The organism is Flavobacterium sp. Leaf82 (assembly GCF_001422725.1).
GTDB lineage: Bacteria > Bacteroidota > Bacteroidia > Flavobacteriales > Flavobacteriaceae > Flavobacterium.
Window position 1 is genome coordinate 155,754 of record NZ_LMMA01000033.1, and the last position, 23,408, is coordinate 179,161.

The 23,408-nt window shown below is 33.4% G+C and carries 25 protein-coding genes; 8 read left to right on the top strand and 17 right to left on the bottom strand.

Going from position 1 to position 23,408, the window contains the following annotated elements:
* The first annotated feature begins 4 nt into the window (after positions 1-4).
* Both ASF10_RS18925 and ASF10_RS18930 read left to right on the top strand, forming a co-directional pair.
* Positions 5-397 (top strand): ACT domain-containing protein, encoded by a 393-nt coding sequence (locus ASF10_RS18925; RefSeq protein ID WP_056252641.1) that lies wholly within the window; start codon positions 5-7, stop codon positions 395-397.
* A 176-nt stretch (positions 398-573) separates the two neighbouring features.
* Positions 574-1,191 (top strand): hypothetical protein, encoded by a 618-nt coding sequence (locus ASF10_RS18930; protein WP_056252644.1) that lies wholly within the window; start codon positions 574-576, stop codon positions 1,189-1,191.
* Positions 1,192-1,244: 53 nt separating this feature from the next.
* Here the strand turns inward: ASF10_RS18930 and ASF10_RS18935 are convergent, their stop codons facing one another.
* Positions 1,245-1,808: an outer membrane beta-barrel protein gene (locus ASF10_RS18935; RefSeq protein ID WP_056252646.1), complete on the bottom strand. Its 564-nt coding sequence runs from the start codon at positions 1,806-1,808 to the stop codon at positions 1,245-1,247.
* Positions 1,809-1,979: 171 nt separating this feature from the next.
* On the opposite strand from ASF10_RS18935, the gene ASF10_RS18940 reads away from it, so the two are divergent.
* The 5 genes from ASF10_RS18940 to ASF10_RS18960 all read left to right on the top strand — a co-directional run bounded on the left by ASF10_RS18940 (position 1,980) and on the right by ASF10_RS18960 (position 8,928).
* Entirely contained in the window at positions 1,980-2,384 is a 405-nt protein-coding gene (locus tag ASF10_RS18940) for a GNAT family N-acetyltransferase (protein WP_056252649.1), read from the top strand.
* A gap of 259 nt (positions 2,385-2,643) precedes the next feature.
* A complete protein-coding gene (locus tag ASF10_RS18945) occupies positions 2,644-3,027 on the top strand; it encodes a hypothetical protein (protein WP_056252652.1) in 384 nt (127 codons plus the stop codon).
* 173 nt (positions 3,028-3,200) lie between these two features.
* A complete protein-coding gene (locus ASF10_RS18950) occupies positions 3,201-4,283 on the top strand; it encodes an efflux RND transporter periplasmic adaptor subunit (RefSeq protein ID WP_056252654.1) in 1,083 nt (360 codons plus the stop codon).
* A 33-nt stretch (positions 4,284-4,316) separates the two neighbouring features.
* Positions 4,317-7,484: an efflux RND transporter permease subunit gene (locus ASF10_RS18955; protein WP_056252658.1), complete on the top strand. Its 3,168-nt coding sequence runs from the start codon at positions 4,317-4,319 to the stop codon at positions 7,482-7,484.
* On the top strand, positions 7,477-8,928 hold the full coding sequence (locus ASF10_RS18960) for a TolC family protein (RefSeq protein ID WP_056252661.1): 1,452 nt from the start codon (positions 7,477-7,479) through the stop codon (positions 8,926-8,928). The genes ASF10_RS18955 and ASF10_RS18960 overlap by 8 nt, the downstream gene beginning before the upstream one ends.
* A 117-nt stretch (positions 8,929-9,045) precedes the next feature.
* Here the strand turns inward: ASF10_RS18960 and ASF10_RS18965 are convergent, their stop codons facing one another.
* Entirely contained in the window at positions 9,046-10,515 is a 1,470-nt protein-coding gene (locus ASF10_RS18965) for an ATP-binding protein (protein WP_317039055.1), read from the bottom strand.
* Positions 10,516-10,813: 298 nt separating this feature from the next.
* Positions 10,814-10,996: a hypothetical protein gene (locus ASF10_RS18970; RefSeq protein ID WP_056252667.1), complete on the bottom strand. Its 183-nt coding sequence runs from the start codon at positions 10,994-10,996 to the stop codon at positions 10,814-10,816.
* A 1,093-nt stretch (positions 10,997-12,089) separates the two neighbouring features.
* Between ASF10_RS18970 and ASF10_RS18975 the strand changes: the two genes are divergently transcribed.
* Positions 12,090-12,455 (top strand): hypothetical protein, encoded by a 366-nt coding sequence (locus ASF10_RS18975; RefSeq protein ID WP_056252669.1) that lies wholly within the window; start codon positions 12,090-12,092, stop codon positions 12,453-12,455.
* Positions 12,456-12,530: 75 nt separating this feature from the next.
* Here the strand turns inward: ASF10_RS18975 and ASF10_RS18980 are convergent, their stop codons facing one another.
* From ASF10_RS18980 to ASF10_RS19045, 14 genes are all read right to left on the bottom strand, one after another.
* The gene (locus tag ASF10_RS18980; protein ID WP_056252672.1) at positions 12,531-13,883 is read right to left on the bottom strand and encodes a GH1 family beta-glucosidase; all 1,353 of its coding nucleotides are present in this window, start codon (positions 13,881-13,883) and stop codon (positions 12,531-12,533) included.
* A gap of 184 nt (positions 13,884-14,067) precedes the next feature.
* Positions 14,068-15,009, bottom strand: coding sequence for an urea transporter (locus ASF10_RS18985; RefSeq protein ID WP_056253033.1), 942 nt, complete (start codon positions 15,007-15,009; stop codon positions 14,068-14,070).
* Positions 15,010-15,074: 65 nt separating this feature from the next.
* Positions 15,075-15,773, bottom strand: a complete 699-nt coding sequence (locus ASF10_RS18990; RefSeq protein WP_056252673.1) for a sulfite exporter TauE/SafE family protein — start codon at positions 15,771-15,773, stop codon at positions 15,075-15,077.
* A 1-nt stretch (position 15,774) separates the two neighbouring features.
* Positions 15,775-16,569, bottom strand: coding sequence for an urease accessory protein UreD (locus ASF10_RS18995; protein WP_056252678.1), 795 nt, complete (start codon positions 16,567-16,569; stop codon positions 15,775-15,777).
* On the bottom strand, positions 16,569-17,207 hold the full coding sequence (gene ureG / locus ASF10_RS19000) for an urease accessory protein UreG (protein ID WP_056252680.1): 639 nt from the start codon (positions 17,205-17,207) through the stop codon (positions 16,569-16,571). The genes ASF10_RS18995 and ureG overlap by 1 nt, the downstream gene beginning before the upstream one ends.
* Positions 17,208-17,228: 21 nt before the next feature.
* Positions 17,229-17,918: an urease accessory protein UreF gene (locus tag ASF10_RS19005; protein ID WP_056252684.1), complete on the bottom strand. Its 690-nt coding sequence runs from the start codon at positions 17,916-17,918 to the stop codon at positions 17,229-17,231.
* Positions 17,911-18,417: an urease accessory protein UreE gene (gene ureE / locus ASF10_RS19010; protein WP_056252687.1), complete on the bottom strand. Its 507-nt coding sequence runs from the start codon at positions 18,415-18,417 to the stop codon at positions 17,911-17,913. The genes ASF10_RS19005 and ureE overlap by 8 nt, the downstream gene beginning before the upstream one ends.
* Before the next feature lie 38 nt (positions 18,418-18,455).
* Complete coding sequence (gene ureC / locus ASF10_RS19015) at positions 18,456-20,171, bottom strand: urease subunit alpha (RefSeq protein WP_056252690.1); 1,716 nt, start codon at positions 20,169-20,171, stop codon at positions 18,456-18,458.
* Complete coding sequence (gene ureB / locus ASF10_RS19020) at positions 20,168-20,542, bottom strand: urease subunit beta (RefSeq protein WP_056252693.1); 375 nt, start codon at positions 20,540-20,542, stop codon at positions 20,168-20,170. The genes ureC and ureB overlap by 4 nt, the downstream gene beginning before the upstream one ends.
* A gap of 17 nt (positions 20,543-20,559) precedes the next feature.
* Positions 20,560-20,862: an urease subunit gamma gene (gene ureA / locus ASF10_RS19025; protein ID WP_056252696.1), complete on the bottom strand. Its 303-nt coding sequence runs from the start codon at positions 20,860-20,862 to the stop codon at positions 20,560-20,562.
* Between the two features lie 87 nt (positions 20,863-20,949).
* Entirely contained in the window at positions 20,950-21,327 is a 378-nt protein-coding gene (locus tag ASF10_RS19030) for a hypothetical protein (protein WP_131726556.1), read from the bottom strand.
* 223 nt (positions 21,328-21,550) lie between these two features.
* Positions 21,551-21,760, bottom strand: a complete 210-nt coding sequence (locus ASF10_RS19035) for a hypothetical protein (RefSeq protein ID WP_056252701.1) — start codon at positions 21,758-21,760, stop codon at positions 21,551-21,553.
* 8 nt (positions 21,761-21,768) lie between these two features.
* Positions 21,769-22,179 carry a hypothetical protein gene (locus tag ASF10_RS19040; RefSeq protein ID WP_056252704.1) on the bottom strand — a complete coding sequence of 137 codons (411 nt, stop codon included), beginning with the start codon at positions 22,177-22,179 and terminating at the stop codon, positions 21,769-21,771.
* Positions 22,180-22,501: 322 nt separating this feature from the next.
* On the bottom strand, positions 22,502-23,404 hold the full coding sequence (locus ASF10_RS19045; protein WP_056252707.1) for a hypothetical protein: 903 nt from the start codon (positions 23,402-23,404) through the stop codon (positions 22,502-22,504).
* Positions 23,405-23,408: the final 4 nt, after the last annotated feature.

The window sequence follows — 23,408 nt, forward strand, 5'->3', positions numbered from 1 at the left end:
AAAAATGTCAGGAGAAAAAGATTTGCAGCAATTACTTAAAACGATGAAACCGGAACATAATCCTGGTGATTATGTTTTTTGTAAAGTCGAAAATTTAGAAGGGATAAGTTTAATTGATATTGAAATGTTTTTTAAGGAAAAAGAAGCAATCACATTAATCCTCAAAAAAGAAATTGCTGATACATTACAATTAGATTATTCTGTAATAATGTCCTGGATAACTCTTACAGTTCACTCGTCGTTAGAAGCGGTGGGACTAACAGCTGCATTTTCGAAATCCCTTTCAGAGCAAGAAATAAGCTGTAATGTGGTAGCTGCTTTTTATCATGACCATATTTTTGTGAGCAAAAAAGACACAGAAAAAGCGATGGAAATCCTGCGTTTATTGTCAAGTTAAATGTAGTCTGTAAATCTTTAAAAAAATGAATATCGTAAAAAAAGGAGTCTAATAACATAGATTCCTTTTTTTTATTGAAATAAGCTGGTTTTTTATATTAATAAAACAAATGTGGGAAAACGTAATTAATATTCAGAATAAAAAACTACGTTTGCAAAATATAAACAACATTGTTAATGAAAAGAAAACTATTTTTTATTGTTTTATTAATTGCTTTTAAAACTGTAGCACAAAATAATTCGAAACTTGCATTTCAAAAAAGCAGATATGAGTTAGCCGTAGCCTCTTATAAAAAAGCAGATTTTAAAAATGCTATTGATTTGTTTTATGTTGCTTCTAAAATTAAACCTGACAGTGAAATAGGTCAGGAATCTATTAAAAAAGTAGATACTCTAAAAACAATTTTAAGAGAAAACATAATGACTCAGGCTTTAGGCACCTGGAAAATGATTGGTGATAAACCAATTTGGGCAGCCAATCAAACGAGTACTGCAACAGCAAAAGATTTTGATGAAATAGTCGAGATCAAGCAAAACGAAATTTTATTTTTTGAGAAAAATAAGAAAACGCAGGAAAAGAAATTGGTAAAATCAGAGAAATTAGTTTACTACAATAAAGAACAGTCAGATTCAGGATATTCTGATATTATCTTATCAGACGGTACAGTTTGGAACTGTGCAATAAATGATGCCGCAAATGAATTGCACGTAATCAATGTAGGCAAGACAGGAGAAGATGGTGTCGAGAAAATAGTCACCAATAATATAGAACGATTTTATGTTAAAGTAAAATAATAAAAAAAGGGAATCAAATTTGATTCCCTTTTTTTATGAGGTTAAAGGAAGTTTTATAAAAATTTAAATCCAAGTGAGATATTAGATGCAGCAGTTTTTAAGTTTCTTCCGGAAGGATCAAGATCCGTAACTCCGGCAAGATATCTGTAATCCAAAGTCAGTTTCCATAAATCTACACCAACTCCGCCCAGAATACTGCTGTTATTTTTTTCGAAAGCAATATAATTTAGATTATTATTTGCTTTAATATCTGAGTAACTTTTCCAGTTGTATCCGGCAAAAATGCGAACATTTCCTAGTTTTCCTAACGGAACTATTTTAAAACCAATAATCAATGTAGCATCAGTTCCGGATAACTCATATTCAGTTTCTGCAATCCCCGTTTGAGCAATGCTAAATTTTGATTTGGCATAACCAATTTCACCCTGACCATAAAACAGCAATAAATTAACTCTCGCAAATCCTGCAACCCCCATACCGGTTCCTGAGCTTTTTGAACTAAAGTCATCTGAAAGCGGAGAGGTTATATTATAAGAAACCTGAGGTCCAAATTGTATTAATTGTGCAAAACCATTTGCACTAATACATAATAATATTACTAAAATGAATTTTTTCATAATTGGATTTGTTTTTAGATAGCATAAAAATAAATATTATAAATCGAAAAAGAATGATTAATCTTATTTATTTTTTGCATGTTTTTGATAATGAGTTAAATGCAAAAGTTGGTTTAAAATGAATTTAATTTTTAAATCCAGTAAATTTGTATCCTTTAAATTAGAGAACATATGGAAATTAGAGAGATTGAATCTTCGCAAACCTGGCAGATCAGACATGAAGTAATGTGGCCCAATCAGCCTTTTGAATTTGTTCAGTTAGAAGAAGATGATTTAGGAATGCATTTTGGCGTTTTTGATCAGCAAAAATTGGTTTCAATCGTTTCCTGTTTTATAACAAATGATGAAATGCAGTTTAGAAAACTGGCAACTTTAGAAGATTTTCAGGGAAAAGGAATCGCTTCAAAACTAATAATTTACATTTTGGAACTTGCAAAACAGAAGAATTTGAAAAAAGTATGGTGCAATGCCCGAAGCAACAAAAAAACATTCTACGAAAAATTTGGGATGGTTGATACTCACAAAATTTTTAACAAAGCAGGACAAGAATTTACCATAATGGAAATTTTACTATAGAAATCCTAATAGAATTTGTTGAATAACTTATACAGCGTCAAATATTTGCGATTTTAATTGTTTTAGTGCCTTTTTAAATTCATCTTTAATATAATTGTGATTTGTAGACTTTTTTTTATGATTTTTTCGCATAAAAGATTAAGAATTTAATATTATTAGTTTCTAATAAAATAATGAAAACGTTTTCGCTTTTATTAAATGTTAAAGCTTATAAAAAAATCTTTTTTTGTTTCGATACTTTGATTACTTTCGCACCCAAATGAGAAAGTTAATAGTATTTTTAGTATTCATGAATTTGCTTCTGCTTGGCGGAGGTCAATATCTTAATGCTGGTACTCCACAAAACTTTCATCAACACACTCTTGAGAAAAAGCACCGAGTAAAATTCACCAATCAGGATCAGGGATCTTCTATAATCGAAGATGCTGATGTAGATCTTGAAGAGGAATATCTTGGAAGTGATGATCTTAAAGATGGACTTACGAATAAATTTTTTGCAACAAACTACAGTTTACTTGACAATTGGTATCTTTCCTTTTCAAGTCAGACTATTGTAAATAATTACAATCGTTTTAAATTCTTCGTGCCATTCTGTGGCAACTCAAATCCTATTTACATTACCCAACAGGTTTTAAGAATTTGATTCAACAGCATACATCGGTTACCTAAGTTGTAATCCTGCATATCTTGTTGATGTATTTTTTCTACTTCTTCTTATATGAAAGTTAAGTTATAACTAAGGCTGCCTGATGCATTTTTTCATCTAAAGGAATCACTGTATTCCAAGCATTCATCGCTTAATTTCCAAACTAAATCATGAAAAGAATTATCTTGTTCACAGGCTTAATTGGCCTAGTGTGCCTTACTAGTTGTACAACTAAAAAAGAAGAAAAAGAAGAAGTGGAAAAATTTACCGCAACAAATCCGGTACTAATCGATACTTCGTTTGTAAAAGAATATGTTTCTCAGATTAAATCTGTACGTAACATCGAAATCCGCGCTCAGGAAAAAGGATTTCTACAAAACATTTATGTTGATGAAGGACAGTTTGTAAAAAAAGGACAACTGTTGTTTAGAATTATGCCAAATATGTACCAGGCAGAATTGCTTAAGGCACAGGCTGAACAAAAATCTGTAGAAATAGAATTGCAAAATTCAAAATTACTGGCAGATAAAAATATCGTTTCTAAAAACGAATTAAGTGTTGCTCAGGCAAAACTACAATCAGCAAAAGCTGAGGTTGCATTAGCAAAACTTCATTTATCATTTACAGAAATCAGAGCTCCGTTTGACGGAACTATCGATCGTATTCCTTTAAAATTAGGAAGTTTGATTGACGAAGGTGAACTATTGACAAGTCTTTCAGACAATAGCCAAATGTTTGCTTACTTCAACGTTTCTGAACCTGAATATTTACAATATCAAACCAATGTTAAAGACCGCGCTGATAATAAAGTAAGCTTGGTTTTGGCTAATGGTGATACTTTTAAAGAACAAGGAAAAGTAGAACTTATCGAAAGTGAATTTAATAACGAAACCGGAAACATTGCTTTTAGAGCAAGATTCCCTAACTCAGATAAATTGCTTAGAAATGGAGAAACAGGACAAGTAAAAATGTTAGTGCCTCTTAAAAATGCGATCATAATTCCGCAAAAAGCAACTTATGAAATTCAGGATAAAAAATATCTTTTTGTTATCGATAAAAACAACAAAGTAACTTCCAGAGAAATTACAATTACAGGTGAAATTCCTGATTTGTACGTGGTTAAAAGCGGAGTTACTCAAAATGACAAAATTTTACTTGAAGGAGTTCAGAAAGTAAGAGAGAACGACAAAATTAAATATGAGTTCCAATCTCCAAAAGAGGTAATGAATCATTTGCGCGTAAAAGCAGAATAGATTTAACTGGTTTAATCATTAAAAAAATATAAAATGTTTAATAAATTTATTCAAAGACCTGTACTGTCGATAGTAATATCGCTTATAATTGTCTTTTTAGGGGTATTGTCGGTATTAAACTTACCTATTACACAATTCCCTACAATCTCACCACCAATGGTGAATGTTACCGCAGATTATCCAGGATCTAATGGTGAATTAATGATCAAAGCCGTTGTAATTCCTTTGGAAAGAGCCTTGAATGGAGTTCCCGGAATGAAATATATGGCTTCTGATGCCGGAAATGATGGTGAAGCTACGATCAAAGTGGTCTTCAACTTAGGAACAGATCCTAATCAGGCTGCGATCAACGTTCAAAACCGTGTGGCTTCGGTTACCAATAAATTACCTCCGTTAGTCATTAGAGAAGGTATTAAAATTACCCGAGAAGTACCGAGTATGTTGATGTACGTGAATCTTTACAGTACAGACAAAAATACCGATATGAAATTCTTGTATAACTATGCTGATATCAACGTACTTTCTGAATTGAAAAGGGTAAATGGTATTGGTTCAGGAGATATCTTAGGAACACGTGAATATGCTATGCGTATTTGGCTAAAACCAGATCGTATGCTGGCGTATAAAATTTCTGCTGATGAAATAATGGAAGCATTATCAAGTCAGAGTTTAGAAGCTTCGCCTGGTAAAACAGGAGAAAGTTCTGGTAAACGTTCTCAGGCATTTGAATATGTATTAAAATATTCAGGACGTTTTACAACAAAAGAACAATACGAGAATATCGTAGTAAAATCAAACGCTAACGGGGAACTTTTACGTTTGAAAGATGTTGCTAAAGTAGAATTTGGTAGTTCGATGTACGATATTTATTCGAACTTAAATGGTAGACCTTCTGCGGCTATTGTATTAAAACAATCGTTTGGTAGTAATGCCAATCAGGTTATCGAAGAGGTAAAAGCTAAATTAGAAAAAATCAAGCAAAGATTCCCTAAAGGAATGGATTATGAAATTTCGTATGACGTTTCTAAATTTCTTGATGCTTCTATAGAAAAAGTAATTCATACCCTTGTAGAAGCTTTTATTCTGGTAGGTATAGTAGTATTCCTTTTCTTAGGAGACTGGCGTTCGACGGTTATTCCGGCAATTGCGGTTCCAGTATCCCTGATCGGAACGTTTGTGTTCATGACTTTCTTTGATATTTCATTGAACTTAATTACATTATTTGCTTTAGTTCTGGCAATTGGAGTCGTCGTCGATGATGCCATTGTGGTAATCGAGGCGGTTCACGCCAAGATGGAAGAGGAGCATCTCTCGCCACTAAAAGCGACTAAAAAAGCGATGCACGAAATTGCAGGAGCAATTATAGCGATTACCTTCTTAATGGCAGCGGTATTTATTCCGGTTGCGTTTATGTCTGGTCCTGTTGGAGTATTTTACAGACAGTTTTCTGTAACTATGGCAACAGCTATTATCCTTTCTGGTATTGTGGCTTTGACTTTGACACCGGCGCTTTGTGCGATGATGTTAAAAAACAATCACGGTGAGGTTAAAAAGAAAACTCCTGTGAATGTATTTATAGACGGATTCAACAATAAATTCAATTTAGCGCAAGGTAAATACCAAAATCTATTGGCTAAAATTGTAAGCAGAAGAGCGGTTACCATTATTGCACTTCTTGCGTTTTGTGCCGGAACATGGTTAATTAGTAGTTCTGTTCCTTCCGGGTTTATCCCAAATGAGGATCAGGGTATGTTTTATGCAGTAATTCAAACACCGCCAGGTTCATCATTAGAAAGAACAAATAATATTGCAGAAAGACTGCAAAAAATTGCAGAACATATCGATGGAGTAAAATCAGTTTCTTCACTAGCAGGTTATGAAATTTTGTCTGAAGGTACAGGTTCTAACTCAGGAACTTGTTTGGTTAACCTTAAAGACTGGAGTGACAGAAAGCATTCTGTTCTTGAGATTATGGCCGAAATGGAAGAAAAATCTAAAGATATTGCAGGTGCTAATATCGAATTTTTCCAACCGCCTGCTGTACCGGGATATGGTGCTGCCGGAGGATTTGAGCTTCGTTTGTTAGACAAAACAGGTTCTAATGATTACAAAAAAATGGAGCAGGTAAATAATGATTTTGTGAAGGAGTTAAATACTCATCCGGAATTATCTAACGTGTTTAGTTTTTATAGCTCTAGTTTTCCTCAATATATGATGAAAGTAGACAACGATATGGCACAGCAAAAAGGAGTTTCTATCGAAAACGCCATGAATACGTTGTCAACTCTTGTAGGTAGTAACTACGAAATTAGTTTTATTAAATACGGAATCAACTATAAAGTAATCGTTCAGGCTTCTCCGGAATACCGTGCGCAGCCAGATGACATTTTAAAGTTGTATGTAAAAAACAATCGTGACGAAATGGTTCCTTTTTCTGCTTTCATGAGATTAGAAAAAGTATACGGGCTTTCAGAAATTACAAGACATAATATGTACACTTCTACACAAATTAGTGGTTCTGCAGCAGCAGGTTATAGTTCTGGTACAGCGATTAAAGTGATTCAGGAAGTTGCTGCCAAAAAATTACCAAGAGGTTATGATATTGACTGGGCAGGTATTTCTGCCGATGAGGTTGCTCAGGGTAATCAGGCGATTTGGGTATTCTTAATTTGTTTAGGATTCGTTTACCTTGTATTAGCAGCTCAGTACGAAAGTTTTATTTTACCATTATCGGTAATTCTTTCTTTACCAGCAGGTATTTTTGGAGCTTTCTTATTATTGAAATTAACAGGATTAGAAAACAACATTTATGCTCAGGTAGCAATGGTAATGCTTATTGGTTTACTGGGTAAAAATGCCGTACTTATTGTAGAGTTTGCGATACAGCGACATGCAGCAGGAAAATCAGTACTTGAAGCAGCAATGGAAGGAGCAAAAGCAAGGTTTCGTCCTATTTTGATGACTTCATTTGCTTTTATTGCGGGATTATTGCCACTTGCTTTTGCTACAGGTCCGGGTAAAATTGGTAACAGAACCATTGGTACTGCTGCTGCCGGAGGTATGCTTATAGGTACTATTTGTGGAGTATTCGTAATTCCTGGCTTATATTTCATTTTTGCCAAAATTGCAGAGAAACATAAATTGGTAAAACATGAAGAAGAAAATCCATTAACAGAAGAAATTGATAACAATCATGTATAAATTCAAATCATATCAATATGGTATTGCGTTAGTTATATGTCTTACGGTTGCGGGGTGTAAAGCCCCTGCGCCTGAGGCAGCACCTACAACCAGTACACCAGTTCCTGAGTCGTTTGGCACAACTGCTCAAACTCAGGATGCCAACAATAATACCTCAACTTTACAATGGAAAGATTATTTTAAAGATCAAAACCTTGTAGACCTGATCGATGTTGCTTTAAAGAACAATCAGGAATTGAATATTACTTTACAGGAAATTGAAATCGCTAAGAATGATATTCGTGTAAAAAAAGGACTTTTATTACCAACAGTAGGCGTTCGTGCCGGAGCTGGAGTAGAGAAAGTGGGTCGATATACCAGTCAGGGTGCAGGTGATGCTACTACAGAAATTAAACCGGGTGTAGAAACGCCGGATCCGTTAGGCGATTTTACTATTTCGGCTTACGCCAATTGGGAAGTGGATATCTGGAAAAAATTACGCAATTCTAAAAAAGCGGCCTTAAACAGATATTTAGCAACGGTTGAAGGTAAAAACTTTGTAATTACAAACCTTATTGCCGAAGTGGCTGATTCATATTATGAATTATTAGCTTTAGATAATCAGTTGGATATTGTAAAGCAAACAATCAAATTGCAGACCAATGCTTTAGAAATTGTAAAAATTCAAAAGCAGGCTGCAAGAGCAACAGAATTAGGAGTTAAGAAATTTGAGGCTGAGGTTTTAACTTCACAAAGTCTTGAATTTGATATTCTTCAGAAGATAAAAGAAGCCGAAAATAAAATCAACTTTTTGTTAGGTAGATATCCGCAGGAAATCAAGAGAACAGATAGCAACAATTTCTTGAGTTTATTACCAGCTGCTGTTAGCTCAGGAATTCCGTCACAATTATTGGCAAATCGCCCGGATGTTAAACAAACTGAACTAGAATTAGTAGCTGCAAAATTAGATGTAAAAGTAGCCCGTTCTGAGTTCTATCCTTCATTGGATATTTCTGCAGCAGTTGGGGTTCAGGCTTTTAAACCGTCTTATTTGTTTACTTTTCCGGAATCGATTTTGTATTCGTTAGCTGGAGATCTTGCTGCGCCATTGATCAATAGAAATGCAATCAAAGCCGAATTTGCAAGTGCAAATGCAAGACAACTTCAGGCATTGTACAACTATGATCGTACGGTTTTAAATGCCTATTTAGAAGTATCAAATCAGCTTTCTAAAATTGAAAATCTTCAAAAAGGATATGATCTTAAATCAAAACAAGTAGACGCTTTAAACACATCTATTGATGTGTCTAACGATTTGTTTAAATCTGCCAGAGTAGATTATTTCGAAGTTTTAATGACGCAACGTGATGCATTAGAAGCTAAATTAGAACTGGTAGATACCAAAAAAGAACAACTAAATGCAGCTGTCCATGTTTATAGAGACTTAGGCGGCGGTTGGAAATAATATTGCCTGTTAATTTGTAGATAAAAAGCCTTTCAAGATTTAATTTTTGAAAGGCTTTTTTATGTCTGTTTGTCAAGAATTAAACTCTTGTACTACATATTAAACTTTAATTTTTATTTATTTAGGAATAGATATTTTTGCCTTAAACCCTTTATCAGGTTCTGTGTCAAAATCAATAGTTCCTTTAACAGCCTGAATACGGTTTTCCATGTTTTGGAGACCATTTTTTACCATCTTAGTTTTTTCGGAACCCTTTCCATTATCAGTATAGTTTATTAAGATTGATTTTTGATCGCTTTCAAATTTTATAAGAACCAAATTTGCTTTACTGTGTTTCTTCATATTCACCATTAATTCTTGTAAAATACGGCTAATGGTAATCTTTTTTATATCATCAATAATTTCCCAGTTTATACTTTCTATATTAGTTGCAATGATATTTCTTTCGGGGGTATTATATGTTGATAACATTTCTTTTATCCTGTTGGTAAAGTCTATTCCGGTATCAATTTTATTGTTCTCTCTCGAAATCCCTCTTACACGTCCGTAAATATCATCTAATTTTTGGAGTAGATTCTCTTTGGTACTTTCTTTAGATAACGGCTGAGATTCGGCAAAAGCGATGACATGAAATACATCGTTTGCTAATTCATCGTGTATTTTTTTTGCAATTCGGGTTTCAGTGTTATAGGAAGTCTTAAATTCTATGGCTCTGTTTTTATTCTTGTAGTAGCGTATTAAAATTGCAATTAAAATCACTAAAAAAACAAAGACAATTACAAAAACAATTCGTAAATATTTGTCTTTTTGAAGAGATAAAAGGTTTTCTGCTTTTTCTAAGCGAAGTTTTGCGTTTTCATCTTTTTCTTTTTTAGAATCGTATTTAATTTTAGCAAACTTATTTTTAAAGTTATTTCGAACCTTAATAATACTGTCGTTTAAAGTAAAATACCTTTGCACATATGTACTATTTTTAGCACTGTGATCATTAGATATTAAAATTTGTAATGCTTCTAATCTTTCGTCAACACTATTTAGCTTTGTGGCTGCATTGTAAGCAGCTAGAGCATTTTCATTTGACTTCTGAATATCTTTTTTAGCATAATAATCAGCAAGGTGTAGATAACTTTCAATACTTCCATAATAATCCTTAAGTTTATTTCTGGTCTGGAGTGCTTTATTCATTAAATAAAATCCTTTTTCATCCATTCCTTTCTTAAAATAGGCATAACCCAAGTTATCCAAAAGTCTGGATACACTAAGTATGTCAGCTTTCTCCTTTACTATTTTTTTGCTTAAAAGAGATTCTAAAAGAGAAATTGCTTTGTCGTATTTTTTTAGTTGAATATATACTGGTCCAATATTACTTAAAGGGTTTAGCTTTTCAATAGGATCGATATATTCTTTTGCAGATTCTTTATAGTAAAAAATAGCGTCATCATAAAGAGTAAGTTCCTTATCAGCTATACCCAATATATTATTTATAGAAGCTGTATAAATACTCTTTTTTTTAACATAAAGTAGTGCTTCGGTTACTGTTTCCTTACTACCGTAATAATCTCCATTAACTTGTTGTATTGACGCCATTTCAATAAGTATATAACCAATATTAGCACTATCTTTTAACGTTTCATAAAGTTTTTTTGATTTATAAAACTGGTAAAAAGAGGTATTGAAATTTTGTTTATTGTAATTTTCAATGGCTTTATTTCGTAAACTAGATGCCTCTTTTCGTATTGATTCTTTGTTTGTATTAAGATGCTTTTTTTCTTTACAGGAAAAAAGGAAAAGAAGTATAATAAAATAAAAAAACGGGGACCGTAACATATAAATTTACTTTCCCCGAAAATAGTAATAAATTAGATACTAAAAACATATAAATTTACTAAGCAGGTGGTGGCAATTTCGGTGGTGTAACTCCATCGCCTGGACCATCAGCATAAGTTGATTTTATAGGATTAATATTTTTTTGTATTTCTTGTTTAGGTTGAGTTTCATACTCATCCGGAGTACAAGAAAATATAGTGAACAATAACGCAAAAGCGATTAATAGTATTAGTTTTTTCATTTTAATTTAATTTAGAAATTAGACATAGGTATTGCTGTCCGGATTTGATCCAGAACTTGATTGAGGCAATACCAAATTGCTTTTTTGGGAAGTAAAGTGTGTAGAACTGTAAGACGTTGTTTATACTTCCCGATTAAACTCGGTCTTACGGTTTTTTACACTATTAATTTGAACTAGTTTATATTTATGTTTTAGTCTGCAGACAAAACCTGAACTAATTTCTTTGGCAAAGTAAAGGCGCTTTGAGCCCTTTGTAGATAGGGGATTCCCAGAATTCCCGCGTTTTCCCAAGATTCCTAAAAATTCCCTAAAACAAAATACAATGCATAGTAATTTAGGTCTGTGAGAACCTGTTATTTGAATGTAAAACGAATCTGATCTCTATTATAATAGATGCAAAAAGTTCTGAAAAAGTTGGATTGAACTATAAAAAAAAGTTAAAAATGTAAACTTGAAGAAATTAATAAATTGAGATTAATAATAGAACTAATCAAATCGCAGAAAAAGGAGAAATTAATCATAGAATTACGTTTGGTTTTTGAAAAATGAAAATGAAGAGTCGAAAGAGAATCCTGAAACGGGAAATCTTTTGTTTGATTTTAAAATTATATTTTCTAAAAAAACAGTTTAGAAGATATAGCAAGGAAAAATAATTATGGTATAAATTGGAGTTTTCGCTTTGGGACTATCTGCGTGTTTATATTTTGCGCAGAAAAAAGGGGAGATCGAATAATTTCTAAATGAAATTGGGAAGCATTTTGAAAAATAAAATGCTTAAAGAAGTAAAAAGAATAAATTTTTGAGGTGTAATTTAGGAGTTTAAAAAGTTTGTTTTTCGGCATATATTTATAGTTATTTATACTATAAAGATAAGTAAAATTAACCAATAAACCTAGTGATAACAAGGGAAATACACGTTTTTTTTACTTTTAAATGGATATTTTTTTGTATAATTTTCCGGATGTTATTACTAATTTTAAAGTTATAAAATTTGCTTTTCCTTAGAAGTTGAATTGTAATAAAATTATCTATATTTATAAAATATTACAATAGATTTTGATCTTGGTCACTATCAGTTTTAAAAATATTCTTTATGAAAAAGTTCCTGTTATTATTAATTGTTTTATGCACTTTTGGTTGTAAAAAGTATGTTGTTTCGTTTGAGCAGCCAACGAATAAGAAACTTGATAACTTAAAGCTGGAAATACTTCTGGATAAAAAGAAAGTTCAGGAAATTACTTTAAAAGCAACAAATGCAATGCCTGGTTATGAAACGGCAGAACTACCAGTATCAGATGATGGAAAACACCAGCTTCAGGTTAAAGTAAAGGATACAACCTTTAGTTATGAGATAAAGTATCCGGAAGAAAGATACATTCTTGTAACAGCCTACATGAAAACAAATGGAAAGGTTCATATTGGGATTTTAAAGCAACAATATAATTTTAGACTTCGTTGATAAAAGATTTTATTTCAAATAGAAAAGCCTTTCACAATTTAACGTGAAAGGCTTTTTATATTTTTGAAATCAGTTTTAAGATAAAAAATCCTTAAACCATAATCCTGAATGTTTAATTGTTCTTTGTTGTGTTTCGAAATCTACATGAATTAACCCAAATCTGGCATTATAGCCTTCTGCCCATTCAAAGTTATCAGTAAGACTCCAGACAAAGTAACCTTCAACATTTAAACCATCATTTCGGGCTTTTAGAATTTGTTCTAAATGATCCTGAATATAATGAGTACGCTTGATGTCATAAACTTTTCCGTTTGAAAGTGTATCTGGAAATGCAGCACCGTTTTCAGTAATGATTATTTTTTTGATGCCTTTATATTCGTTGAATTTCTTAAGAACATGATAAAGAGCAGGAGGATAAACTTCCCATCCCATATCAGTTGAGATCACATTTCTTTTTTCGGCACTTACTAATTCGGCACCAATATACGGAATCAACATTGCTGATTTTACGACTTCGCGCGTGTAACATTGCAGGCCTATAAAGTCAAAATCAAAAGACAAATTATTAAGATCGTCTTCTAAAATATAATTATTAAGTTTTTTTAGCACAGGCAAATCGGCTTGCGGATAACCCAATCCTAAAATTGGCTCTATAAAAGTTCTGTTTAATAAAGTATCTACGCGTTTTGCAGCTTCAATATCTTTAGGACTTTGAGTTGCCGGCTCAATATGAGTGCAGGAAAAAGTAGTTCCTATATTCGCGTCAGGAATTAGATTTCGTACAATTTTTGCTCCAGCTGTCGTTGATAACGTTACATGATGCATGGCTTTAAGATAATTGCTTATCCCTTTTTTTCCCGGAGCATGAATACCCAGAAAATATCCTGCTCCTGTAAAAACAGAAGGCTCGTTGATAACCATCCAGTTTTTTACTCGATCGCCAAAATGTTGTGCACAAACTTCTACGTAGTCAGAAAACCATTTAACAGATTCCCGATTGGTCCATCCGCCTTTTGTTTCTAAAGCATTAGGTAAATCCCAATGATAAAGTGTAATCCAGGGTTCTATTCCGGAGGCTAATAAAGAATCGATAATTTTGTTGTAATACTCTATTCCGGCTTGGTTTACGGGGTGAATTCCGGTAGGCATAATTCTGGACCAACTGATCGAAAACCTAAAATTAGGAATATTCAATTCCTTCATTAAGTCAATATCGTTTTGGTAAGAGTTGTAGAAATCGCAGGCAGTTAGGGCATGATGTCCGTTCTTAATCTTTCCTTTTTTTGATGTAAAAACATCCCAGATAGACGAACCTTTTCCATCGGCATCATGAGCCCCTTCAATTTGGAAAGCGGCGGTTGAAACACCCCACAAGAAATCATCTCCAAATTGGTCTTTGTTCAAAAATGAGTTCTCAATTTTATTCATTCAAATAAGTATTTCCTTTTCTATATAATTTATTAATGAAGGAAAGAAGATTGCATAGCTCTTAAAAAAAGCCATTCTTTGAATGAAACCAGAAAATTTAGGTTGAAAAATTTCATAACGTTTAGTTTTATTCAAATTAATAAAACAGATATGAATTTAACGTAATGTAAAGATTATTAAAATGTTAAGTAATTTTTGATGCTGTTTTTTCAGCAGTAATATTTTTTAAAAAGATTTCAAGTTTGTCCTTTCTGTCTTTAAGAGGTAATACCATACATGTTGCAATTACAAAAGGTAAAGTGAAAGCTCCGCCGGCATTTTGAAGAATTTCAAATTTTGCATTTACTAAGCCAATATTAATAATTACACAAATTACAACAGACAGCACAACTAAAATACCGTCTATTTTTTTGGTTCCAGCAAAAACGATAGAACATAAAACAGCATTAAAACTAAAAAGTCCCATATGAATTTCGTTTATAGGTTCGTGTCCGTGAAAAGAAATTGCAGAACTTATAGCAGAACCCAGCAAACCGTATAACGCAGCAATAGGAGAATTAATATAAACGCCAATAAAGAAAAGAAGTCCCGCCCAGATATTTGCCTGAAAAATCACTTCGCCAAATCCGTTTGTTTCAGATGTAAAACTATCTATGTTCGATAAATCAGGAACATTCATAAAGGCATCAGATGGACTTATATTAGTAAACTGATGGAGTAAGGTTACTAATATCCAGGTTACAAGAATAAAAGGGAAGGTGAAAACGGCAATCTTTTTTTGTATAAAAAAATGCTGAATCACGGCTGCAGCTATCGATCCCAGAAAAATACAGATCCAGATTAGTAGTTCATTTTTAAATAAAAAAATAAGGGCAACACCTACTAATGCCGGACTAAATCCGTACAATCCCATGGTGATTTCTTTTTGATCGTATTTTAAAAATCGGGCAGTAAGAGTACCGGTAAAAGCGGCAAAAAGTACTGCAATTCCCATTGATAGCGATCCCATAAAAAGACCTATTGTAAAAAACAAGCCGGTGAGACTGTTTTCCTGCAGCATTATTTGTCCAATTCCTCTTAAAACTTCAGTGATAAGGGAGAACTTTTGCTCTCTGATTTTTTTCATTTTATTTAATTTATAAGTTTTATCTATTTTTTTGATAGACATTTTATTTGAGTCAGATTTTAGTTTTACCAACCCAGAAACACCATTCCAAAAGCGCAAATCGTAATTACAAAACCTCCTATAGCATTAGAATAACGCTCTAATTTTTCTGTTTTAATCAGACTATATCCATAACGCCCCAGCATGACCATGATTAACATTGTAACAACAGTAGAAATGGCAAAAACACTAATCAAAACGGTAATCTCAGTTACAGATCGATGTGTTCCGGAAAAGAAAAGTAACGGAATTAAGGGTTCGCTTGGACCCATTACAAAAATGGCAAAAAGGACTAACGGAGTTACTTTAACTCTTTTGTCCGGCATAACAATTTCGCCATGTTTGTGCTCAAATACATATACATCTTCGCCTAAAACATCAAAATGTTTGTGTGGTTTGTTTTTATAAGCTTGCCAAATACCATAAATGAAATAAACAAGACCAAAGATTAAAAGTGCCCATCCGGAAATGTTTTCTCGTAAATCCTGAAACCAGCTTATCTTATTCATCTGCCAGCCTAAAAATACTGCAACAAGTCCCAGAATAACTGAACTTAAGATGTGACCAAATCCACACACAATGGTTAGCAGGTAGGTTTTAAATGATGACCATTTTCTGGAACGCGATAAAACGATAAAAGGCAAATAATGATCCGGCCCTGACATTGTATGTATAGAACTAATAGAAATTGCGGTGAGCGATAATGCCCATAATGTTTCTGTCATATTAAACTATTTTGGATTTAACGCACCACATTTTTTCTTGTATTTTCTGGAAGCAATCAAAAATTTGTTCTCCTCCGTTGCCTAAAACTCTTACCACAAAACCATCGTTTTGAAGGGATGAAATACCAAATTGTAAATCCTTTTCGGGAGACATCATTTCAAAAATTTCTTCTATGGAATCATCTGTATTATGATTTTTTGTATTTAAATATATCAAAGTGCCCTGATGCGTAAATTCTTCTAATGAACCTATGGCATCCAACGGAATTGCTTGTGGACGTAATAAAATATTGTCTTTAAAAATTAATTTTTGTTTGTGTATGACTTGTGTTTTATTCTGGAAATGATTGTATTTAAAAACTTCTCCATGGTGTTTTCTTCCACAGGTAATTATTTCTCCCATCATAAACTCGCAATTGTCTTCTATGTAAATGGTATTTGTGCTTATAAAAGTTGAGTTTTCATGCGGTACAATTGGATGCGGCACATAAAAAAAAGAAGTATTAGGTTGCATCTTGACCGTAAAATTTTGCGTTGCATGATCATCCATATTAAATAAACGCTGGTATGATTGTGACAGAAGCTGTAAACGGGCATTCTCTTCAATCAGAATGTCCATATAATAATGATCTCCGCTTAAAATTCCCGGAGATGAACTTGTTATCATCAAATAAGCGGCACCATCTTTTTTTAATTGCCCCACAGGAATAACCCGAAAAGGAGGGCTTACAAAAACATCTTTCAAATATGATTTTCCGTCTCTGCAGCCCGTTACGATATTAAGTTTAGAATCCATTAACGGTATAAGTTTGGCTCCTCTATTTCTTCTAAAAGTGCATATTTTTTAATCCAGCCAATAACGCTTTCCAGACCTTCATCAGATCTTAAATTGCTAAAAACAAATGGTTTTCCCTGACGCATTCTGCGTGCATCATTTTCCATTACTTCTAAACTTGCACCAACCATTGGCGCTAAGTCAATTTTGTTAATCAGCAAAAGATCAGAACGTGTAATTCCGGGACCGCCTTTTCTTGGAATTTTTTCTCCTCCGGATACATCAATCACAAAAATTGTCACATCGGCCAGATCCGGACTAAAAGTTGCCGAAAGGTTATCACCGCCACTTTCTATCAAAATAAGTTCAATATTCGGGAACCTTTTTGCGAGTTCATCAACAGCTTCAAGATTCATACTTGCGTCTTCGCGAATCGCAGTATGCGGACATCCACCGGTTTCTACACCTATGATTTTTTCTTTTGGCAAAAGACTGTTTTTGGTCATGAATTCGGCATCTTCCTTAGTATAGATGTCATTGGTAATTACGCCAATATCATATCTATCCATCATTTTTCTGGAAAGTCTTTCCAAAAGGGCAGTTTTACCGGATCCTACAGGACCGGCAACACCAATTTTTATATATTTTCTTTCTTCCATTTTAGTGTTTATTTTATTGTTTTAAGACATATAAAGTCTCGAATACAGCCTTTCATGCTGCATGGCGCGTATGTCGAATGCAATACTGCACATCCCGATCAGATTTTTGTCCAGACAAAGGGTTTCTGCTGCTAATTTTGCAATTTTGGGTTGAAAACGGAACATCATATCCTGACCGTCTAACTGGCTTAAAGGCACTAGCTTTACACTATTGGTAATCATACCGATACAGCTATTGTAAAAAAAAGCAAACAGGGATTCTTCAATCGGAATCTCCATTAAGCAGGCATACATTCCAAATGCAATGGCATAATGACCTGTTGCATCGCCATTATGGATACTTTGCTCGTATTGCAATGCGAGATCAAATTCTTTATGGCGTCTAAAAATTTTAATGAATCGCAACCCTAATTTTTGGCTGGCGTCCCGCATTTCTCTGGGGGATTTAAATGCGGTACATTCCTGATCCAAAAGAATCAGGGCTTGCAAATCATTGTTTAATGTTTTTTCGTATGCCAATCGCATAAAAGAAGCATCATTGAATTTGATGTTGTGTTGCAACATATTTTCAATAAAAATTTCTGCTGTGGCGGTATTATTTACTTTATTATTCTGCACATAGGTTTCTAATCCATTCGAATGAGAAAATCCGCCTATAGGCAATGTTGGATCTGAAATGTGCAATAAGCTGCCTAAAAATTTACTAAGCATTTTTTGAGGCGATATTGATTATTTTACTAAATAAAGAATTGCTTCCTGAATGCCCGTGAGGTTCTACGTTAGATTTTAGTATATTCAGTAATTGATGTTCTTCTTTTGCAGGTTCATATCCTCCGGCTTCCAGCCATCGAAACATGGGCATTTCAAAAGGCATTAAAACAAGTTCTCCCTGAATAAAAAGCGGCATATGTTTATTGCCAATTTCATAACAAACAGTTCCCATTTGTAACATGTTTTTTGGGGTAATCACTATGGTATCACAAGGTTTTATATGTACAACGATTGATTTCTCATCATTCTTAAAAAGGATATCACCGTCATGCAAACGCTGTCCTTCTCTCAGGAATTTTATAGATAAATCTGTCCCGTCATTACTGGTTTTGCGTTGTATGCGTTTTGTAGCTTCATACCATTCGATTTCTAATAGGTCAATTTTTAGGTCGCCTAACGATTGCAGGACAGTATTACCTAATATTTCTTTAATAAGCATATGATGATTTTTTTCTAAATGACACCTGATCTAAATTCTTAGAACATGAAATACAGTTGGGCTAATGGTAGTTTGTCTGCTGGCTCACAAGTAATATGTTCACCGTCTACAAATACTTTATAATTCTCTGCATTTACTTCGATATTCGGAGTTCCGCTGTTGTGAATCATGTTTTCTTTTGAGATGTTACGACAGTTTTTTACCGGAAGCACCATTTTTTTCAAACCATATTCTTCAACAATTCCTTTCTCGATAGAAACCTGAGATACAAAAGTGGCACAAGTACCATATTTAGCTTTTCCGTGTGCACCAAACATATTTCTGTAAATGATAGGCTGAGGTGTTGGAATAGAAGCGTTTGGATCTCCCATTTTTGCTGCTGCAATAAATCCGCCTTTGTAGATTATTTCTGGTTTTACGCCAAATAAAGCAGGTTTCCACAGTACAAAATCGGCTATTTTACCAATTTCGATAGATCCTACATAATCAGAGATTCCGTGAGCAATCGCAGGATTTATAGTGTATTTAGAAATGTATCTTTTTACACGAAAATTATCATTTTCAGTATCTGTTTCCAGATATCCTCTTTGCGAGCGCATTTTACTGGCAGTTTGCCAGGTTCTGGTTACTACTTCTCCCACGCGTCCCATGGCTTGAGAATCTGAACTCATGATACTAAAAACCCCCATATCCTGCAAAATATCTTCGGCAGCAATAGTTTCAGGACGAATTCTGGAATCTGCAAAGGCAACATCTTCAGGGATATTTTTACTTAAATGATGACAAACCATTAGCATGTCTAAATGTTCATCGATCGTGTTTTTAGTATATGGTCGTGTTGGATTTGTCGATGCCGGCAAAACATTCTTATACATCGCCGCTTTTATAATATCCGGAGCATGTCCGCCGCCGGCACCTTCAGTATGAAAAGTATGTATTACCCTGCCATTAATAGCGTTCATCGTATCTTCTAAAAACCCGGATTCGTTAAGCGTATCGGTATGTATAGCAACTTGCACATCATATTTATCTGCTACAGTTAGCGATGCATCAATAACTGCAGGTGTTGCTCCCCAGTCTTCGTGAATTTTTAATCCAAGAGCACCAGCTTCAATTTGTTCTATTAAAGGTTGTTGGGTAGAGCAGTTTCCTTTACCAAAAAATCCTAAATTCATTGGATATTCTTCTGCGGCCTGAAGCATTTTTTCAAGGTTCCATTTTCCGGGAGTTATGGTGGTAGCATTTGTTCCGTCGTTAGGTCCGGTTCCTCCACCAATCATTGTGGTAATACCGCTATACAAGGCCGTTTCTATTTGTTGTGGACAAATAAAATGGATATGTGTGTCAATTCCGCCAGCAGTCAGGATATAACCTTTACCGCCATGAACCTCTGTTGAGGCACTTATAATCAGGTTAGGATCTACACCATCCATAATATCAGGATTTCCGGCTTTACCAATTCCTACGATTTTACCGTCGCGAACACCAACATCTGCTTTTACGATTCCCCAGTGATCAATGATAATAACTCCGGTAATACAAAGGTCTAATGAACCTTGGTCTCTTACTGTCGTGGTAGATTGTCCCATACCATCACGAACGGTTTTTCCTCCGCCAAAAATTACCTCATCGCCATATACGGCATAATCTTTTTCGATTTCGATAATTAAATCGGTATCACCTAATCTTATTTTGTCTCCTGCTGTAGGTCCGGCAAGATTGGCATATTTGTCTCTGGTTATTTTCAGGCTCATTTTGATATGTTTTTAAAGTTCAGTTTGTCAACTAATTGTAGCGCCATTTCTTTATTATGAGATGAATTTCCATCTCCGTTTACAAGATTATTAAGGCCTATGATTTTGCGATTACCGCCAATTTTAACCAGATTCACTTCTTTGTGTTCTCCCGGTTCAAAACGAACAGCAGTTCCTGCAGGAATATTTAAACGCATGCAAAAAGCTTTTTCACGATCAAATTCCATGGCTTTGTTTATTTCAAAAAAATGAAAATGAGATCCTATTTGTATCGGGCGGTCACCTGTGTTAACTACTTGTATACTTGTTGTTTCCCTGCCTTCATTTAAGATAATGTCGCCTTCTTTTATAAATGTTTCTCCTGGTATCATTTTGAGTTTTTTAAAAATTAACGAATTGGGTTGTGAACGGTTACGAGTTTTGTTCCGTCCGGAAAAGTTGCTTCTACCTGTATGTCATGAATCATTTCAGGAACACCTTGCATTACGTCGTCGCGGGTAAGAACTTTGGCACCGCTTTGCATAAGTTCAGCTACGCTGTTGCCATCTCTTGCGCCTTCCATTACATAAGCGGTAATGAGTGCAATACTTTCTGGATAATTAAGTTTCAGACCGCGGGCTTTTCTTTTTAAAGCCACTTCAGAAGCTAAGAAAACCATTAATTTTTCGGTTTCTCTGGGAGTTAAGTGCATGTTTATTTTATTTAAGATTATTAAATGGAAGAAATACGGTAATACTTTCAGGTTTTTGGATGAACCAAATACCGAATACAGAAAAAACTAAGGGATTTTTATTGCATGATAACGCAAGAAAAGAGGAAGGTGAAATTGTATTGTAATCTGATGCTCTTTCAGGATTGAAGAGCGATTATCAAATGAATTAATTTGTAGGGAAGGAAATGTTTTATAAGAGATAAATAAGGGATTATCTAAATCTAAATCATCTAAAGAAATTGCAGCATTTATATCGCTGTCTGCTAAAGGAAATGTTTTATTTATTGCAGTTTCTTTTTTGAAATTATCCTTTAATAAAAAAGAATTTTGACTATCATGAAACAAATTAAAAGATAAAAAGAATAGAAATAGAATACTGAAGAGTAAAACAAAACTTGTTTTATTCTTGATTTCTAAGACACTATTTATTTTGTTGTAAAACACTTTTTGTAAATATTATTTTACAAAATTAGCATATGTGTTTATTTTATATAATAATTTACCTGATAAATTTTTGTTAAAATATAAGAGAGTGATAATTGCATTATAATAAAAAGAATCTCTTTTTTATTAAAAAACTCACTTATTTACAAAGTAATTATTTGTAAATAAGTGAGTTGTATTTTTATAATATGGCAACTAAAATATGAGTATAAGTAGTTTAAAATCAATCTTCCCAACCACAAAGTGTGAGTCCTAGACCTTGTGCTTGCTTAAGAGATGTTTTTACCGTTCCGTGATTACAAGACGATAAACCGCGGCAATTTTCATTAAAATGATATTTTTTTGCACCGGTTGATCCGCAGATATAAACTTTGGTTTCCGGTGGATGAAAAGAGGTCAGAAAAACAAATAGAAGTAGTAATGTATATTTCATAACGTTTTTTATTTGACAATTAATTGATATTCATTTCCATTTTTATCGCATGCTTTTAATTTGCCGTATGAAACCCATTCGGTATTAATTTCAACATCAGCAATAGTATCGCCAATCAAAATTCCGGCACCGTATTTTCCCTGTACATTGATATTCCCGCAAACCGAATCGCCTTTGATGTTGATTCCTTTTACATCATAATTATATTCATAATGTCCCGGATTTCCGGTTCTGTATTCATATTGATACGTGGTGTTTACATGATACGTTTTTGCTTCTTCTGCTGTAATTGTTTTACGATCATCAGGCGTAATTACTTGTTTATATAATGAATTAATTTGCGGTAGAGGAGGAGCAGAAGCTCTTTTGCAGGAAAGTGTTACAAGTAATAAAAATAGAATAGAGTAGTTTTTTTGCATAGGCTTTTTAGAATAAATTTTAAATCTGTAATTGGTGTTTTTTGGTATCTGTAACAAATAATTGTAACAGGAATTCAGGTCTTAAATCTAATTAGAAATATGTTCTTTTAAATGCGTATTAATACTTGATTTTACCTTTAGTCATTTTAAAAAAATGACAGTTTCCAGTAATTATTTTTCAAATGTAAAACCAATACAAATCAGTATTTTATGGAAATCCATAATAACAGAAAGTTTTAAAGAAAGTTTTTTGAATATTTTTATAAATGGAAAAAAGAGGACATTAATTTCCTCTTTTAAACGTATAAAACTGATGTGATTTTTATTCCTTGTCTAGAATAAAATCCTTGATAATATTTTCCATATTTGATGGCAAATCAGCATTTTTAATTTCAAAATGGCTTATTTTCATTTCGGTAAACCATTTTGTCCAATATTCACGGATTACTTTTTCTTCGTACGGATTGTTTTTATTGGGGTTAATACCAATTACCAGAACTTCAAGATTCGATAAATCATCGTTTGCTTTAATAAAACCAAAATCCTGATCTTGTAATTTTTTATCCCAGTCTTTTGTGTTGAGTCCATTTTTTCTAATGAGTTCCGGAGTGATGTATGTTGTACGATTTCCTTCTTTCATTACCGTACTTTCATAAAACAGATATCCGTCAGTGAGTATAACAAGTATGTTTCGATATTTATTTTCAATGCATTGGTCTTTTACTTTATTGTCAAAAAAGCTCCATATATCTGATCCTACATATTTGTTGTCTTTTATAGCCGACTCGTATATTTTTGATGTCTTCGATGCATAATCTGAATTGATTGAATTCAATAATTTTTTTGAAGCATTATTTTTATCAATCGTAATTCTCAAATCCTTAGCAATGGTATTAATTGCCGGATCGAGAGGTTCCGGATTAAAAAACAACTGCATTTTATCATCAATCTGTCTTATTCTTTTTGATTTTAAATGTTGCGTAAAAGCTTCAGAAACAGATTTTATATATCCCAAATCCCTTTGGTAATATTCCATAGTGGGGTTAGGATTTTTTTGAAGACTAATTCTATCCGATAAATCCAGGAGAATACTGATGTTGTAATTTTCTGAAACCGGACTTTTTGCCAACGTTTCTTTTTCTTCTTTCTCTTCAGAATCCTTCTTGCACGAAACTGTAGAAACCAGCAATAATGAGATTGCTATTACGGTTAAAATGTTTTTCATACTT

Excerpts from the sequence above, each read along its gene's own strand:
- ASF10_RS19040 (WP_056252704.1), bottom strand. The coding sequence starts at position 22,179 with ATGCAAAAAAACTACTCTATTCTATTTTTATTACTTGTAACACTTTCC.
- ASF10_RS18970 (WP_056252667.1), bottom strand. The coding sequence starts at position 10,996 with ATGAAAAAACTAATACTATTAATCGCTTTTGCGTTATTGTTCACTATA.
- ASF10_RS18980 (WP_056252672.1), bottom strand. The coding sequence starts at position 13,883 with ATGAATAAAATTGAGAACTCATTTTTGAACAAAGACCAATTTGGAGAT.
- ASF10_RS19035 (WP_056252701.1), bottom strand. The coding sequence starts at position 21,760 with ATGAAATATACATTACTACTTCTATTTGTTTTTCTGACCTCTTTTCAT.
- ureC (WP_056252690.1), bottom strand. The coding sequence starts at position 20,171 with ATGAGCCTGAAAATAACCAGAGACAAATATGCCAATCTTGCCGGACCT.
- ureE (WP_056252687.1), bottom strand. The coding sequence starts at position 18,417 with ATGCTTATTAAAGAAATATTAGGTAATACTGTCCTGCAATCGTTAGGC.
- ASF10_RS18955 (WP_056252658.1), top strand. The coding sequence starts at position 4,317 with ATGTTTAATAAATTTATTCAAAGACCTGTACTGTCGATAGTAATATCG.
- ASF10_RS18945 (WP_056252652.1), top strand. The coding sequence starts at position 2,644 with ATGAGAAAGTTAATAGTATTTTTAGTATTCATGAATTTGCTTCTGCTT.
- ASF10_RS18995 (WP_056252678.1), bottom strand. The coding sequence starts at position 16,569 with ATGGATTCTAAACTTAATATCGTAACGGGCTGCAGAGACGGAAAATCA.
- ASF10_RS19045 (WP_056252707.1), bottom strand. The coding sequence starts at position 23,404 with ATGAAAAACATTTTAACCGTAATAGCAATCTCATTATTGCTGGTTTCT.
- ASF10_RS18990 (WP_056252673.1), bottom strand. The coding sequence starts at position 15,773 with ATGACAGAAACATTATGGGCATTATCGCTCACCGCAATTTCTATTAGT.
- ASF10_RS18950 (WP_056252654.1), top strand. The coding sequence starts at position 3,201 with ATGAAAAGAATTATCTTGTTCACAGGCTTAATTGGCCTAGTGTGCCTT.
- ureG (WP_056252680.1), bottom strand. The coding sequence starts at position 17,207 with ATGGAAGAAAGAAAATATATAAAAATTGGTGTTGCCGGTCCTGTAGGA.
- ASF10_RS18985 (WP_056253033.1), bottom strand. The coding sequence starts at position 15,009 with ATGAAAAAAATCAGAGAGCAAAAGTTCTCCCTTATCACTGAAGTTTTA.
- ASF10_RS18975 (WP_056252669.1), top strand. The coding sequence starts at position 12,090 with ATGAAAAAGTTCCTGTTATTATTAATTGTTTTATGCACTTTTGGTTGT.
- ASF10_RS18935 (WP_056252646.1), bottom strand. The coding sequence starts at position 1,808 with ATGAAAAAATTCATTTTAGTAATATTATTATGTATTAGTGCAAATGGT.
- ureA (WP_056252696.1), bottom strand. The coding sequence starts at position 20,862 with ATGCACTTAACTCCCAGAGAAACCGAAAAATTAATGGTTTTCTTAGCT.
- ureB (WP_056252693.1), bottom strand. The coding sequence starts at position 20,542 with ATGATACCAGGAGAAACATTTATAAAAGAAGGCGACATTATCTTAAAT.
- ASF10_RS18930 (WP_056252644.1), top strand. The coding sequence starts at position 574 with ATGAAAAGAAAACTATTTTTTATTGTTTTATTAATTGCTTTTAAAACT.
- ASF10_RS18940 (WP_056252649.1), top strand. The coding sequence starts at position 1,980 with ATGGAAATTAGAGAGATTGAATCTTCGCAAACCTGGCAGATCAGACAT.
- ASF10_RS18925 (WP_056252641.1), top strand. The coding sequence starts at position 5 with ATGTCAGGAGAAAAAGATTTGCAGCAATTACTTAAAACGATGAAACCG.
- ASF10_RS18965 (WP_317039055.1), bottom strand. The coding sequence starts at position 10,515 with ATGGCGTCAATACAACAAGTTAATGGAGATTATTACGGTAGTAAGGAA.
- ASF10_RS18960 (WP_056252661.1), top strand. The coding sequence starts at position 7,477 with ATGTATAAATTCAAATCATATCAATATGGTATTGCGTTAGTTATATGT.
- ASF10_RS19005 (WP_056252684.1), bottom strand. The coding sequence starts at position 17,918 with ATGCTTAGTAAATTTTTAGGCAGCTTATTGCACATTTCAGATCCAACA.